Here is a 14,581-nt window from a genome sequence, read left to right as displayed (position 1 = left end):
CGGCGACCGCGACGCCGTCCGCACCCCCATGCAGTGGACCCCCGACCGCAACGCCGGCTTCTCCTCCTCCGACCCCGGACAGCTCTTTCTCCCGGTGATCATGGACCCGGTTTACGGCTACCAGGTCACCAACGTCGAGGCGTCCATGGCCTCCCCGTCGTCGCTGCTGCACTGGACCCGCCGGATGATCGAGATCCGCAAGCAGAACCGCGCCTTCGGCCTCGGCACCTACACCGAACTCCCCTCCTCCAACCCCGCCGTCCTCGCCTTCCTGCGGGAGTACGAGGACGACCTGGTGCTCTGCGTCCACAACTTCTCGCGCTTCTCCCAACCCACCGAGCTCGACCTGCGCGCCTTCGACGGCCGCCACCCGGTCGAGCTGTTCGGCGGGGTCCGCTTCCCCGCCATCGGCGAACTGCCGTATCTGCTGACCCTCGGGGGCCACGGCTTCTACTGGTTCCGGCTCACCCGGGCCGCGTCCCGCACCCGCGTCGACCGGCGACTGTGACCGTGCGCCGACGAGAGGAGGCGTCACCATGACGAAGACCGCATTCCTGCGCCCGCGAAGCGCGGCCGCCGAACCCATGGAGTCGTTCGCCGGGCTGCTGCGCGAGTGGCTGCCGGAGCAGCGCTGGTTCGCCGGCAAGGACCGGCCCATCACCGACCTCCATGTGCTGTCGATGACGGAGCTGTTCCCCGGCTGTCTGCATCTGCTGGTCCACGCCGGCCACGGCGGAGTGCCCTCTCCCGGGAACACTCCCTGGGCCGGGGACTGCTACCAGCTCCTCCTCGGCGTACGGGAGCACCCTTCGCCGCGCCTGGGCCGGGCGGTCATCGGCAGGGTGCAGGACGGGCCGCTTGCCGGGCGCACGGTCTACGACGCGCTCCACGACCCGCGGTCGGCGCAGCTGCTGCTGGAACGGCTGCGGCACCCCGGCGTGGTGGGCCCGCTGCGGTTCGAGGGTGACGCGGCCCAGCGGGTGCCGACCGGGCTGGTGCCGCGGCTGCTGGACGCCGAGCAGTCCAACTCCTCGCTGGTGTACGGCGACGAGTTCATCCTGAAGGTCTTCCGGCGGATCCAGCCCGGGGTCAACCCGGATCTGGAGGTGCCGGGCGCGCTGGCACGGCAGGGCTGCCACCGGGTGCCCGCCCCGGTGGCCTGGCTGCGCACCACGCATCCGTTCAAGGCGACGCTCGGCGTCCTCCAGCCGTTCCTGCGCGATGCCTCCGACGGCTGGACGCTGGCCCTGGAGGCGCTGGCCGCCGGTGACGACTTCACCGCGCAGTCGCACGCCCTCGGCCGGGCCACCGCGGACGTGCATCTGGCACTCGGCGCGGCCTTCCCTGTCGGCGGCCCCGGGGAGAACGGACTGACGGCGGAGGGGATGACCGAGCGTCTGACGGCCGCCGCACACTCCGTACCCGTGCTCCAGCCGTTCGTGTCCGGTCTGAAGGCGGCGTTCGCCGCGCTCGCGAACTGCGATCCAGGGCCGCCCGCCCAGCGCATCCACGGCGACCTGCACCTCGGGCAGGTGCTGCGGGCCGGACGCGACTGGTTCGTCATCGACTTCGAGGGCGAGCCGTCCCGGCCGCTCTCCGAACGGCGCAGCGCCCACTCCCCCCTGCGGGACATCGCCGGGATGCTGCGCTCGTTCGACTACGCAGCCCGCCAGCGCCGCCCCTGGCGCCCGGAGTGGGCGCGCCGCTGTCGCGAGGCCTACTGCGCGGGCTACGCGGCCCGCGCCGGCTGGGACCCGCGCAAGAAGCACGGCCTGCTCCGCGCCTATGAGACGGACCGGGCCGTGTACGAGGTGCTGTACGAGGCCCGGCACCGACCCGACTGGCTGCCCGTACCCATGGCGGCGATCGAGCGCCTCGCCGTGAGAGGAGACTGAGCCGTGGCCCTGCACGACACCCCGCTTCCCGAGTCGGCCGGGTCCGTCCCGTCCGCCCCACAGACGTACGGGACCGCACCTGCCCTCGATCCCGTCGACCGGGGGCGCCTGCTGGCGGGCGCCCACCACGATCCGCACGCGCTGCTCGGCGCCCACCCGGTGCCGGGCGGCATCGCCTTCCGGGCGCTGCGGCCGTTCGCACGCACGGTGAGTGTGGTCACCGGCGGTGAGCGCACCCCGCTCGTCTCGGAGGGCGACGGCCTCTTCTCCGGGGTGCTGCCGCTGGACGCGGTCCCCGCGTACACGCTGGCGGTGGCGTACGGCGACGAGGACGCCGCCGAGGTGCACGATCCGTACCGGATGCTGCCCTCGCTCGGCGAACTGGATCTCCATCTGATCGGCGAGGGGCGCCACGAGGAGCTGTGGACGGTGCTCGGCGCGCATCCCATGACCCACCAGGGAGCGACCGGCACCCGCTTCACCGTGTGGGCGCCGAACGCGCAGGGCGTCCGGGTGGCGGGCGACTTCACCTGCTGGGACGGCACGGCGTTCCCGATGCGCTCGCTCGGCTCGTCCGGCGTATGGGAGTTGTTCCTGCCGGGGATCGGCGAGGGCGCCCGCTACAAGTTCGAGGTGCACTCCCGGTACGGCGGGCGGACCCTCAAGGCCGATCCGATGGCGCGCCGCGCGGAGGAACCGCCGAACACCGCGTCGATCGTGACGGCCTCGCACTATACGTGGGACGACGCCGAGTGGCTGGAGCACCGCGCCCAGGTGCCCGTTCACGAGGCGCCTTTCTCGGTGTACGAGGTCCATCTGCCGTCCTGGCGGCCGGGCCTGACGTATCGCGAGCTTGCCGAGGAGCTGCCGGCCTACGTCAAGGACCTCGGCTTCACCCATGTCGAGCTGATGCCGGTCGCCGAGCATCCCTACGGCCCGTCCTGGGGCTACCAGGTCACCGGTTTCTACGCGCCCACGGCCCGCCTCGGCACCCCGGACGACTTCAAGTACCTGGTCGACGCCCTGCACCGGGCCGGGATCGGCGTGATCATGGACTGGGTGCCGGCCCACTTCCCGAAGGACGACTGGGCGCTGGCCCGGTTCGACGGGGACCCGTTGTACGAGCCGGGGGACGCCCGGCGGGCGGAGCACCCGGACTGGGGGACGTACACGTTCGACTTCGCCCGGACCGAGGTACGCAACTTCCTGGTCGCCAACGCCGTGTACTGGTGCCAGGAGTTCCACATCGACGGGCTGCGGGTGGACGCCGTCGCCTCGATGCTCTACCTGGACTACTCGCGGGACTCCGGCCAGTGGGAGCCCAATGCGCACGGCGGCCGGGAGGACCTGGCGGCGATGGCGTTCCTGCAGGAGATGAACGCCACCGTGTACCGGAGGTGCCCGGGAGTGGTGACGATCGCGGAGGAGTCGACCGCGTGGGGCGGGGTGACCCGGCCCACCGACATCGGCGGCCTGGGGTTCGGCCTGAAGTGGAACATGGGCTGGATGCACGACTCGCTGCAGTACATGAGCCACGAGCCGGTCCACCGCACGTACCACCACCACGAGATGACGTTCTCGATGGTGTACGCATACAGCGAGAACTACGTGCTGCCGATCTCCCACGACGAGGTCGTGCACGGCAAGCAGGCCCTCGTGTCGAAGATGCCCGGAGACTGGTGGCAGCGGCGGGCGAACACCCGGGCCTATCTCGGCTTCATGTGGGCCCATCCCGGCAAGCAACTGCTGTTCATGGGGCAGGAGTTCGCGCAGGGCGCCGAGTGGTCCCAGGAGCACGGCCCGGAGTGGTGGCTGCTGGACGACGCGTACCACTCCGCGGGCGACCACCGCGGCGTACAGGACCTGGTGCGCGACCTCAACGCCCGCTACCGAGCGACGGACGCGCTGTGGCAGCGGGACACCGATCCGGCCGGTTTCCGCTGGGTGTCGGTGGACGCGGCCGAGGACAACGTGCTCGCGTTCCTGCGGTACGACACCGGGGGCCGGCCGCTGCTCTCGGTGTCGAACTTCTCCCCCGTCGTCCGGCACGACCACCGGCTCGGGGTGCCCGACGACGTGGTCGCCTGGCGGGAGGTCCTCAACACGGACGCGGCCCGCTACGGCGGCGGTGACGTCACCAATCCTGATCCGGTCAAGCCCGAGGACGGCAGCGTCGGCATCACCCTCCCGCCCCTCGCGACGGTGTGGCTGGTGCCGCACGACCTGTGAGCCCGGCGGTCCTCCCGCCCCCGCCCTGTACCCGCGTCCGGACGGCGACCGGCGCGGGTACGGTGCGTACCGGCGCAATGCCGGGGCGGAAGGCGCGGGCAGGGAATACGGGCAAAATGTACGGGCAGGCTCGGGCCACCGGGGTGACATGATCATCAGTGTGGCCACAGTTCCGGTGATCCGGCCCCGGAACGCTCGGGCTCGGCTACATTCAGGCACCGCCGATGACTCCGCTCGTCGGCCGAGTCACAGCCCGTACATGTCAGGAGCAGTGCATGCGCGACCTCGCTCTCGCTCCCCAGGCCGCCTCACCCCTGACGGGCGGCCTCGCGGACAGCCTCTTCGAGACGGCGGCCGAGAGCCCGAATCTGCCGATGCTCGCCCGCCGCGCCGACCCGGCCTCCGCGTCCTGGGAGGAGGTCACCGCGCTGGAGTTCCGCGACCAGGTCGTCGACCTGGCCAAGGGACTGGTCGCCTCCGGGCTGTCCCCGGGCAACCGCGTGGCGATCATGGCGCGGACCCGTTACGAGTGGACGGTCCTGTGCTACGCGCTGTGGACCGTGGGCGCCGAGGTCGTCCCCATCTATCCGACCTCGTCGCGGGAGCAGGTGGAGTGGATTCTCAGGGACTCCGGATGCGTGGCCGTGGTGGTCGAGGACGAGCAGGGTGTGATGACTGTCGGGTCCGTGTGCGCCGCGCTGCCGCGACTGCGGCACGTCTGGCAGCTGGACTCGGGTGCGCTGGACCAGCTGGTGGCGCGCGGCGAGTACATACCGCCGGCCACGGTCGACTCGCTGCGCCGGATCGTGCTGCCGGACTCCACGGCCGTGATCGCCTACACGTCCGGCACCTCGGGGCAGGCGATGGGCTGCGCGCTGAGCCACCGCAACCTGGCCGCCCCCTGCGACACCCTGCTGGAGGGCTGGTCCCGGACAGTGGCGGAGCCGGGCGAGCAGGGCGTGGTCCTCGCCTTCCTGCCGTTCTCCCATGTGTACGGGCTGATGATCCAGGGTCTGTGTGTGCGGGGCGGCCTGCTGATGGGGCACGAGCCCGATCTCGGCTCGGAGGCCCTGTCCTCGGCCCTGCGCACCCTGAGGCCCACCTATCTGTACGCGGTCCCCTCGCTGCTGGAGAAGATCTACAAGAACTTTCTGCGCGCCTCGCAGCAGGCGGGCCGCGGGGCCCTGTTCGAGCGGGCCGCCGACACGGCCCGTGACTTCGCCGCCGCCGTGGAGCGGCAGCGGCTGGGCCGGGGCCCGGGGCCCGGCTTCGACCTGCGGCTGCAGCACGCCCTGTACGAGCGGACGGTGTACCGCAGGCTGCGGGCCGCGCTGGGCGGCCGGGTGCGCAGGGCCACCTCGGGCGGCTCGACACTCAGCCGCGATCTGTCCCTCTTCTACGAGGGCATCGGCATCTACGTCCACGACGGCTACGGGCTCACCGAGACCAGCGGCGGAGTGACGATGCAGCCGCTCGGCCGGGAGAAGTCCGGCACCGTCGGGCGGGCGCTGCCGGGCAACGAGATCCGGGTCGCCGACGACGGGGAGATCCTGGTGCGCGGGCCGTCGGTGTTCCAGGGCTATGGGGGCGACGAGGCCGCCACCCTGACCGCACTGGCCGGTGGCTGGCTGGCCACGGGGGACATCGGCCGGTTGGACTCGGAGGGCTATCTGACGATCACCGGCCGCAAGAAGGACATCATCATCACCAGCAGCGGCAAAAGTGTCGCGCCCGCGGCCCTGGAACAACGCCTGCGGATGCACCCACTCATCCACCAGGCCGTCGTGGTGGGCGACGACCGGCCCTGTGTGGGGGCTCTGATCACGCTGGACCCGGAGTTCCTCACGCACTGGTGCGGGGCGCTTTCGCTGCCGGGCGACGCGCCCACGCGCGAGGCCCGGGAGGAGAACGCGTTGCGTGAGGAGATCGCGAGGGCGGTCGCCGCGGCGAACAGCAGCGTGTCGCGTTCGGAGTCGATCCGGGTGTTCCGGGTGCTGCCGGAGCCGTTCGACGTGAGCAACGGGCTGCTGACACCGTCGATGAAGCTGCGCCGGGACGAGATCGTGCAGCGCTACGCCCTGGAGATCGACGCGATGTACCACTCCCGTTCGCGTCCGGAGCGGGAGCCGGTGCCGGAGGAGCCGTCGGTCTGGGACGACTCGGACAACGTCTTCCGCTGACCGCCGGGGGTGACGTGCCCGTCACCCCCGGCTCACTCGGATACGGGCGCGTAGGGTCCGGCGACCCGGGAACCCACAGACCAGGAGAACGAAGGAACGCACGGTACTTGAACGACTGGCCCGTGGTAGCCGGGGCAGGGAAGGCGACATGGCATCCGAGCCGCACAGGGACAGGTCACTGGCCGCAGAGGAGATCACGGAACGCGTCGTCGGCTTCCCCGGGGAGCTGCACGATGTCACCGACGCACGCCTGGTGGCGGAGGGGTTTCTCTTCGACCTGGCCCGCATCTCCCCGCCGACGGCCCCGGAGCACTGGGACGACATCCTCCTGGTGGTCACGGAACTCGCCGCCAACGCGGTCCAGTACGCGCCGGGACCGTTCCGGATGCGGCTGCGCAGGACGTTCGACGGGGTGCATGTGGTGATGCACGACACGAGCACCACCGAGCCTGCGCCCCGGCCCTTCAGTCCGAGCCGCGGCGGGGGAGGGATCGGCTGGCATCTGATCCACACACTGTGCGATCAGGTCAGCGTGGTCGGCACCGCCGACGGCAAGGACATCCATGTGTTCCTGCCCTGGTGACAGCCACCTGCCCCGGTGACCGCCCGCGCCGGGCTCCGTACGGTGCCGGCCGGCGTCCGGTACGGGGATCACCGGGCGACGGTCATCCGGCCGGGGTGCCGGGAGCGTGCCTGGGCGGGGGCCCGGGCCGTTTCAGCGACCAGTAGTAGTCGCCGACCGTCGTGAGGTAGCCCGGGTCCATGGTCTCGCTGTCGGTCCTGAACCGGGGCGCGGCCTTCACCTCGGGCCTGGTACAGGACACGGTGATCTTCCGCTCACCGGTGTCGACGGCGGTGACGACGCCGACCGGTACGAGGAGACTCCGGCCGAACACCCAGACGCCCGTGTCGACGACCAGGTGCCGCATGGCGTGATGGTCGGCCTGCCGGTCCACATGACCGATGGTGTTGCCGTCGCTCGCAACGACGGTGTATCCCGTGAGGTCCGGATCCTGCCCCTGGGCGGGACCCGGCTCCGGCGCGTATGACCAGATGCTGTCCGTGGGCACGCTGCTCCTTGTCTCCCTGCTGGTGACGATCCCGGAGCGGGCGGGATTCGCTCTCCGGCTCCACCCGTCTCCACAGCAGCCAACTACCCGCATGGAGCGGGCGCATTCGGCCGGCGAAGACACAAAACCTGCACAGGTCCAGACTTGTTCCGAAAGTCTCATCCATCGGACCTGCGCGGACTGACCGGCATGACGTGGTGCTCCCGGGGTAGGCGGCTGCCCGTGCGGCCGGACCCGGCCGTCGGCTCGATGTGGGAGGTATGTGTGTCCATGGCCCTGAACCCGCTGTCCGTGGAGGTGACCGTGGTCCGGGAGGATGTCACCCTGCTCACGGTGCAGGGCGACCTGGACGCCGACACCGCGACCGAGTTCCAGCATCACCTGGCCAACCAGCTCCATCACGGGCGTCGGCACTTCCTGCTGGACCTGGCGGCGGTCCCCTTCATGGACTCGTCCGGAATGAACATCGTCCTGCGCGTCTACCAGGAAGCCCGGGAACTGCCGGGCAGCGTGCACATCATCTCCCCCGCGCCCGCGGTGCGCCGCATCCTGGACCTGACCGGCGTGAGCATCACGGTCCCGGTGTCCCGAAGCGCCGAGGAGGCGCTGGAGCGGGTGGACGGCACGCCCGGCGCATCACCACGGCCAAAACCAGGACGACCGAAGTCCTGAGCCGAGTCCGGGGAGGCCCGGTGCACCATCGCGTCGGACCTCCGCGGCTCTCGCGCGGGCGGCGGTGCCCGGCGCGCGGCGCCCGCCGCCTGCGAAATCCCGACTCCGGCACGAGATGCCGCACGGGCCCGGAGCGTCGTTAGAGTGGTCGTCCGGCCAGGTCTCGGCACCCTTTCGTGACCCGGCGCGGTATCGGTGCGGAAACGACGACGAGGAGACGCAGGTGCCTGAGCACGAAGCGGACGGACCGCTGGGAGCGCCGACGCTCGAGGTCAGGGACTTCCTGCGGCGCAGGCGCGAGCAGATCGCGCAGCGGTGGGCGGACGAACCCCTGTTCCGTACGGTGTTCACCCTCTCGCGCGACGAAGCGGTCGAGGCCGGCAAGGCAATTGTCGACGCCCTGGTCCAAGTCGCCGACGCGCAGCGGGTCGAGGACTCGGACGCCGCCGGATTCACCGGTGTGCGGGAGCAGTTGGCTCGGATGAGTTCGTCCCGCTCCCGGGCGGGGCTGTCCACCACGCAGGTGTCGAACGAGCTGGCCGCCCTGTGGCCGCCGGTCGACAAGCTCCTCGCCGCCGAACTGGAGGAGATATCGGCCGAGGAGCTGCGGGCCTGCACGACCACGCTGAGCACGCTCATGGGTACCCTGCGTGTGGTGGCCATGCAGACGGCGCTGAGCGAGGGACAGGCACTCATCGACCGGCAGCGTCTGCAGCTGCTGGAGGTGGCGACGCCGGTCATCAGGCTGTGGGACGGGATCGTCGCGGTCCCGCTGATCGGGACACTCGACAGCGCCCGCAGTCAGGTCGTGATGGAGACGCTGCTGAACGCGGTGGTCGACCAGCACGCGCGGTTCGCGATCCTCGACATCACCGGGGTGCCGACGGTCGACTCGCTGGTGGCGCAGCACCTGATGAAGACGGTCGCGGCGGCCCGGCTGATGGGCGCGGAGTGCGTCGTCTCCGGTATCCGCCCGGCGATCGCGCAGACCATGGTCCACCTGGGCCTCGACCTCGGCTCCGTACTCACCCGGGCGAGCCTCGCCGACGCGCTGGGCTACTGCCTGCACGAGCTGGGAGTCGCTGTCTCGAGTCCCGCGGCCGGCAGTGCGGTCCGCCGGTGAGCGAGGCGTACTCCCGCCCCGAAGCGGGACACGTGCCGGTGCTGAGGCTTGGCGACATTCTCTTGGTGACCCTCCAGGGCGACCTGCACGACAGTACGGCTCAGCAGCTCCAGCAGGACCTGGCGGAGACCATTGTGAGCGCCGGGGTCACGGGGGTGGTGATCGACATCTCCGGCGTGGAGATCGTCGACTCCTTTCTCGGGCGGGTGCTCGCCGAGATCGCGGCGCAGGCCTCGCTGCTCGCCGCGCGGACCGTGGTGGCCGGGATGCGGCCCGCGGTCGCCATCACGCTGGTGGAACTGGGACTGACGCTGCCGGGGCTGCGTACCGCGCTCGACACCCAGGCGGCGATGGCACTGCTCGAGCAGCCCGTCGTGCTGACGCGCGTGGGCGGTATGCGCCGGGAGCGTGCGTGATGCCCACCGCCTCGGAGATCGAGGCATGCCTGCCCATCCGTTCGGACATGGACCTGGTGTGGGTGCGCCAGCATGTGCGGCAGGCAGCCGCCCTGCTCGGCTTCGGCCTGGTGGACCAGACGAAGCTGGTCACCGCGGCCAGCGAGCTGGCACGCAACACCCTGGTGCACGGCGGGGGCGGACAGATGGACGCCGCCACGGTGACCGCCGGGTTCGGCCGCGGGCTGCGGCTGACGTTCAGTGACACCGGGCCGGGCATTCCCGACCTCGACCGCGCGCTCAGTGACGGCTTCACCTCCGGCAACGGGCTGGGGATGGGCCTGGGCGGTGCCCGGCGCCTTGTGCACGAGTTCGAGGTCGAGAGTGCGACAGGGTCGGGAACCACGGTGCGGGTGACCTCGTGGGTGAACCGGCCGCCCCGGGCGCGGGAGGAGGTCTGATGCCCCGCGTCTGGGACGTGCCGGTGCGGGACTCCACCCGCGTACGGGACGTCCGCGTCGCCGCCGAGGACGCGGCGGCCCTGGCCGGTCTCGACGAGCGGGGCACCGCGGCCGTGTCCCTGGTGGCCACGGAGCTCGCCACCAATCTCCTCAAGCACGCGCGGGACGGTGAGGTGCTCGTCGACGTGGTGGAGCCTCCGGTGCTGCGCGAGGGCGGGCAGGCGCGGGTCGTACAGATCGCGGCGATCGACCACGGGCCCGGGATCGCCGATGTGGCCGGGGCGCTGCGGGACGGGTTCAGCACGACCCGCTCGCTGGGCGCGGGCCTCGGCACCTGCCGACGGCTCTCGGACGACTTCGGCCTGCACAGCGTCCTCGGCCGGGGCACGGTGGCGGTGGCCCGCGTGGGGCACGGCACTTCCCCGGCGCCCTGCGGGGGCGGTCGGGACGGCGGTCCGCAGGTGCCGGTGATCCGGGCCGGCGGGGTCAATGTCCCCTACGCAGGGGCCGATCACTCGGGGGACGCCTGGACCTGGGTCAGGTCCGGGGACCGGCACACCCTGATGCTGGCCGACGGGCTGGGCCACGGCCCCGAGGCGGCCCGCGCCTCGACCGCCGCGGTGGACGCGGTGCGCGGCCGGCCTCATCTCGGTCCCGCCGAGATGCTGCGCCTGCTGCATACGGAGCTGGGCGCCACCCGGGGCGCGGCCGTCGCGGTGGCCCAGCTGGACGCCCGGTCCGGGCGGCTGTGGTTCGCCGGGATCGGCAACATCGGGGCCCGGATGCGGGAGGGCGACCGGTGGCGGGCCCTGCTCTCCAGGCCCGGCATCGTCGGGGTCCACCGGCCCGGCACCGTGCGCGAGGACGAGTTCGCGTGGTCCGCCGACAGCGTACTGTTCCTTCACACCGACGGCCTCCCCAGCCGCTGGACCCCGCCGTCGGACCCGGGTACGGCGGCAGCCGACCCGGCCGTGACGGCCGCCGTGGCGGTCCGTGACGCGGGAAGCGCCGCCCGCCCCGTGCGGGACGACACCGCGGTGGCCGTCATGACCTCCTCACCACCGGACCATCCATGACGAACGCATGGCAGATCGACAGCGTGACCGATGCGGCAGCCGCGCGTGCGGCAGCCGCCCGGCTCGCCGCCCGTCACGGGATTCCGGCCGTCGAGCGGGCCCGATGGGCCGCGGCGCTCGGCGCCCGGATGCGGCAGTGCCTCGCCGAGGGCGGCACCTGGTGGCTCACCCTCGGGGTGCGTGGCACGGACAGCGGCGAGGGTGAGCTGCACGCCGTACTGGCGCCCCCGCCGGACGCGTCCGCTGCCGGAGAAGGAACACCATGGGAGACGACGATCCCGTTGCCCCTGGCGGACCGGCCGGGCGGCACCGGCGACAGCGACAGCGACAGCGACAGCGACAGCGACAGCGACATGGTGCCCGGCGACGATCCGGCGGCCCTGTCCCGGGCGCTGATGAGCGCCGACGCGGACACCGCCCTGGTGCTCGACCTGCTCGCCGAGCAGGAGGCGCTGGTCGCCTTCCACCGGGAGGAGCTGCACCAGACCAACCAGGGCGTCCTGGCCCTGCACGCCGAGCTCGACGCGGCGGGCCGCGCCCAGCGGGAGGCCTTCGCCGCCGAGCGCCTGGCGCGCAACGAGGCGGAGAACGCCCGCCGCAGGCTGACCTTCCTGGCGGACGCCAGCGCCGTGCTGAACACCTCGCTGAACCACGGCGAGATCGTGCGCCGACTGCCCGACCTGCTGGTGCCGCGGTACGCGGCCCACGTCAACGTATGGCTGTTCGACGAGGAGGACGATCCGCACCGCCCCCTGCCCCGTCCGGCCGCGACGGTGCGCGCGGCCCGCACCGGACGGCCGCAGTACGCCGCCGACCATCCCGGCGGGCTGCGCGGCGTGGACGACCAGCCGCCCTCCGTGCTCCACCCCGACCGGCCCCTGCTGTGCGTCCCGCTGCTGACGCACCGGGCGCCGCTGGGCGTGCTCACGCTCTCGCCGCCCGATGAGCGCTGGGATCCGGACGACACGGTGATGCTGCTCGAACTCACCCGCAGGGCCGGTATCGCCATCGACAACGCCCGCCGTTTCGAGCACAACCGGGACATCGCCGAGACGTTGCAGCGCGCCCTGCTCACCGAACTGCCCACGACGCCGGGGCTGAGTCTGGCCGCACGGTACCTGCCGGCCACCCACGGCATGAACGTCGGGGGCGACTGGTACGACGCCTTCCACCGGCCGGACGGGAGTCTGATCGCGGTCATCGGCGACGTGACCGGGCACGGGCTGCACGCGGCGGTCATGATGAGCCAGTTGCGCACCGCGCTGCGCGCCTATGCCGTCGACGACGGCAGCCCCGGCCGGCTGCTGACCCGGCTGCACAAGTTCCTGCACCAGCTCCAGCCGAATCTGTACGCCACAGCGGTCATCGCCCGGTTCCACCCGGACGAGTCCACGCTGACGTGGGCCGCCGCGGGGCATCCGCCTCCGGTGCTGCGGCTGCCCGACGGGCGGGTGCGCACCCTGGACGCCAAGCCGGGCGCGATGCTCGGCATCCCGCTGGAGCAGGAGATCGCCGACCACACCGAGCAGGTGGCGCCCGGCTCGACGCTGGCGCTCTACACGGACGGACTGGTCGAACGACGTGCCGAGGGCATCGATCCGGGCATCGAACGGCTCTCGGCCTCGCTCGGCTCGTTCGGCCCCGCGGAGCTCGACACGGGCCTGGAGGACGCGGCGGACCGGATCCTGAACCCTCTCCTCAGCGACTCCGAGCGCGACGACGATGTCTGTCTGCTGCTCTGCCATCTGCAGGGCTGATCGCCGGCCGCCTCCTACAGGTCACCGGTCAGGTGTACCCGCCGGACGGCGGGGCACCCACCGCAGGGGCGCCGGAACACACGGACCGACCCGCACCACGGTTCTCCCGGTGCGCTCCGGCGCCGGTGCGGGCATCGTGGTGCTGAACGTGTGCGCATGCCGGATCGGCGTCCGGACCCGGCGTGGAGCGTTGCCGCGATCGCGATGCGTTGCGATCAAGGAGGTGCAAGGCAGCCGATCCAAGGGCAGGTGAAGGGGCCTCGGCATTCGAAACGGACCGGGCGGAGCCGCAGAAAGGGATGAACACCGTGACACGGACACGACCCAGGATCCTGGTGGTGGGCGCAGGCTTCGCCGGAGTGGAGTGCGTCCGCCGACTGGAGCGGAAGCTCTCCCCTGACGATGCCCAGATCACCCTGGTGACACCGCTCTCCTACCAGCTCTATCTGCCGCTGCTCCCCCAGGTCGCCTCCGGTGTGCTGACCCCGCAGTCGGTCGCCCTGTCGCTGCGCCGCAGCGCGAAGTACCGCACCCGGATCATCCCGGGCGGTGCCATCGGCGTGGATCTGAAGGCCAAGGTCTGCGTCATTCGCGGCATCACCGGCCGGATCGTCAACGAGTCGTACGACTACATCGTGCTGACCCCCGGCAGTGTCACCCGTACCTTCGACATCCCCGGGCTCACGGACCACGCGTTCGGCATGAAGACACTGGCCGAGGCCGCCTACATCCGCGACCACGTCATCGCCCAGCTCGATCTCGCCGACGCGAGCGAGGATCCTGCCGAGCGGACCTCCCGGCTGCAGTTCGTGGTGGTCGGCGGCGGCTACGCGGGTACCGAGACCGCCGCCTGTCTGCAGCGGCTGACCCATGCCGCCGTCGAGCGCTACCCACGGCTGGACCCGGGCCTGATCAAGTGGCACCTGATCGACATCGCGCCGAAGCTCATGCCCGAACTGGGCGAGAAGCTCGGGCGCAGCGCGCAGGAGATCCTCACCCGGCGCGGCATCGAGATCTCGCTCGGCGTCTCCATCGCCAAGGCGGGGCCCGAGGAGGTCACCTTCACCGACGGCCGGGTGGTGCCCACCCGCACCCTCATCTGGACGGCCGGCGTGGTCGCCAGCCCGCTGATCGCCACGCTCGGCGCGGAAACCGTGCGCGGGCGGCTCGCGGTCACCGCGGACATGTCCCTGCCGGGCGAGGACGGGGTGTTCGCCCTCGGGGACGCCGCGGCCGTGCCCGACAACGCCAAGGGTGTGGAGGGCGCGGTGTGCCCGCCGACCGCGCAGCACGCCACCCGGCAGGGCAAGCAGGTCGCCGACAACATCATCGCGACGCTGGCCGGCCGGCCGCTTCAGCCGTACCACCACAGGGACCTCGGGCTGGTCGTGGACCTCGGCGGCACCGACGCCGTCTCCAAGCCGCTCGGCGTGGAGCTGCGGGGCCTGCCCGCTCAGGTGGCGGCCCGCGGGTACCACTGGTCGGCGCTGCGCACCAATGTCGCCAAGACGAGGGTCATGACCAGCTGGCTGCTGAACTCGATCGCCGGTGACGATTTCGTACGGACCGGCTTCCAGGCCCGCCGGCCCGCCAAGCTGAAGGACTTCGAGTACACGGACGCCTATCTGACTCCGGAGCAGGTGCGGGCGCACGTCGAGGAGGCGGGCCTGCCCGTGCGGTGACCCGGCCTCCGGGGCGGCTCCGCCGTTCCGCGGGCCGGCCC

The 14,581-nt window shown here is 71.8% G+C and carries 13 protein-coding genes; 12 read left to right on the top strand and 1 reads right to left on the bottom strand.

The genetic code is table 11. From position 1 onward, the window contains the following. The 5 genes from ACFPZI_RS21530 to ACFPZI_RS21510 all read left to right on the top strand — a co-directional run. On the top strand, nt 1–508 hold a 508-nt coding region (locus ACFPZI_RS21530), incomplete at its 5' end, for an alpha-glucosidase C-terminal domain-containing protein (RefSeq protein ID WP_381365327.1). A 28-nt stretch (nt 509–536) separates the two neighbouring features. Further along, entirely contained in the window at nt 537–1,895 is a 1,359-nt protein-coding gene (locus ACFPZI_RS21525) for a maltokinase N-terminal cap-like domain-containing protein (RefSeq protein WP_381365325.1), read from the top strand. 3 nt (nt 1,896–1,898) lie between these two features. Further along, nucleotides 1,899–4,124 (top strand): 1,4-alpha-glucan branching enzyme, encoded by a 2,226-nt coding sequence (glgB, locus tag ACFPZI_RS21520; RefSeq protein WP_381365322.1) that lies wholly within the window; start codon nt 1,899–1,901, stop codon nt 4,122–4,124. Between the two features lie 275 nt (nt 4,125–4,399). Beyond that, nucleotides 4,400–6,304, top strand: a complete 1,905-nt coding sequence (locus ACFPZI_RS21515) for an AMP-dependent synthetase/ligase (protein ID WP_381365319.1) — start codon at nt 4,400–4,402, stop codon at nt 6,302–6,304. A gap of 148 nt (nt 6,305–6,452) precedes the next feature. Next, nucleotides 6,453–6,887 carry an ATP-binding protein gene (locus ACFPZI_RS21510; protein ID WP_381365316.1) on the top strand — a complete coding sequence of 145 codons (435 nt, stop codon included), beginning with the start codon at nt 6,453–6,455 and terminating at the stop codon, nt 6,885–6,887. Between the two features lie 82 nt (nt 6,888–6,969). On the opposite strand, the gene ACFPZI_RS21505 is transcribed toward ACFPZI_RS21510, so the two are convergent. Beyond that, a complete protein-coding gene (locus ACFPZI_RS21505; protein WP_381365313.1) occupies nt 6,970–7,374 on the bottom strand; it encodes a PRC-barrel domain-containing protein in 405 nt (134 codons plus the stop codon). Nucleotides 7,375–7,638: 264 nt separating this feature from the next. Between ACFPZI_RS21505 and ACFPZI_RS21500 the strand changes: the two genes are divergently transcribed. From ACFPZI_RS21500 to ACFPZI_RS21470, 7 genes are all read left to right on the top strand, one after another. Further along, on the top strand, nt 7,639–8,046 hold the full coding sequence (locus ACFPZI_RS21500) for an STAS domain-containing protein (RefSeq protein WP_381365310.1): 408 nt from the start codon (nt 7,639–7,641) through the stop codon (nt 8,044–8,046). Between the two features lie 223 nt (nt 8,047–8,269). Next, nucleotides 8,270–9,169 (top strand): STAS domain-containing protein, encoded by a 900-nt coding sequence (locus ACFPZI_RS21495; RefSeq protein ID WP_381365307.1) that lies wholly within the window; start codon nt 8,270–8,272, stop codon nt 9,167–9,169. Next, a complete protein-coding gene (locus tag ACFPZI_RS21490) occupies nt 9,166–9,585 on the top strand; it encodes an STAS domain-containing protein (protein WP_381365304.1) in 420 nt (139 codons plus the stop codon). Before ACFPZI_RS21495 ends, ACFPZI_RS21490 begins: the two co-directional genes overlap by 4 nt. Next, on the top strand, nt 9,585–10,025 hold the full coding sequence (locus ACFPZI_RS21485) for an anti-sigma regulatory factor (protein WP_381365302.1): 441 nt from the start codon (nt 9,585–9,587) through the stop codon (nt 10,023–10,025). The genes ACFPZI_RS21490 and ACFPZI_RS21485 overlap by 1 nt, the downstream gene beginning before the upstream one ends. Then, a complete protein-coding gene (locus ACFPZI_RS21480) occupies nt 10,025–11,101 on the top strand; it encodes a SpoIIE family protein phosphatase (RefSeq protein WP_381365299.1) in 1,077 nt (358 codons plus the stop codon). The genes ACFPZI_RS21485 and ACFPZI_RS21480 overlap by 1 nt, the downstream gene beginning before the upstream one ends. After that, a complete protein-coding gene (locus ACFPZI_RS21475; RefSeq protein ID WP_381365296.1) occupies nt 11,098–12,858 on the top strand; it encodes a PP2C family protein-serine/threonine phosphatase in 1,761 nt (586 codons plus the stop codon). The genes ACFPZI_RS21480 and ACFPZI_RS21475 overlap by 4 nt, the downstream gene beginning before the upstream one ends. Before the next feature lie 299 nt (nt 12,859–13,157). Further along, nucleotides 13,158–14,540 carry an NAD(P)/FAD-dependent oxidoreductase gene (locus ACFPZI_RS21470; protein ID WP_381365293.1) on the top strand — a complete coding sequence of 461 codons (1,383 nt, stop codon included), beginning with the start codon at nt 13,158–13,160 and terminating at the stop codon, nt 14,538–14,540. Nucleotides 14,541–14,581: the final 41 nt, after the last annotated feature.

Source organism: Streptomyces chlorus (assembly GCF_042655885.1).
GTDB classification, from domain to species: domain Bacteria; phylum Actinomycetota; class Actinomycetes; order Streptomycetales; family Streptomycetaceae; genus Streptomyces; species Streptomyces chlorus.
Note: the sequence above shows the minus strand (reverse complement) of the source record. Positions and strands in the feature narration are given on the sequence as shown.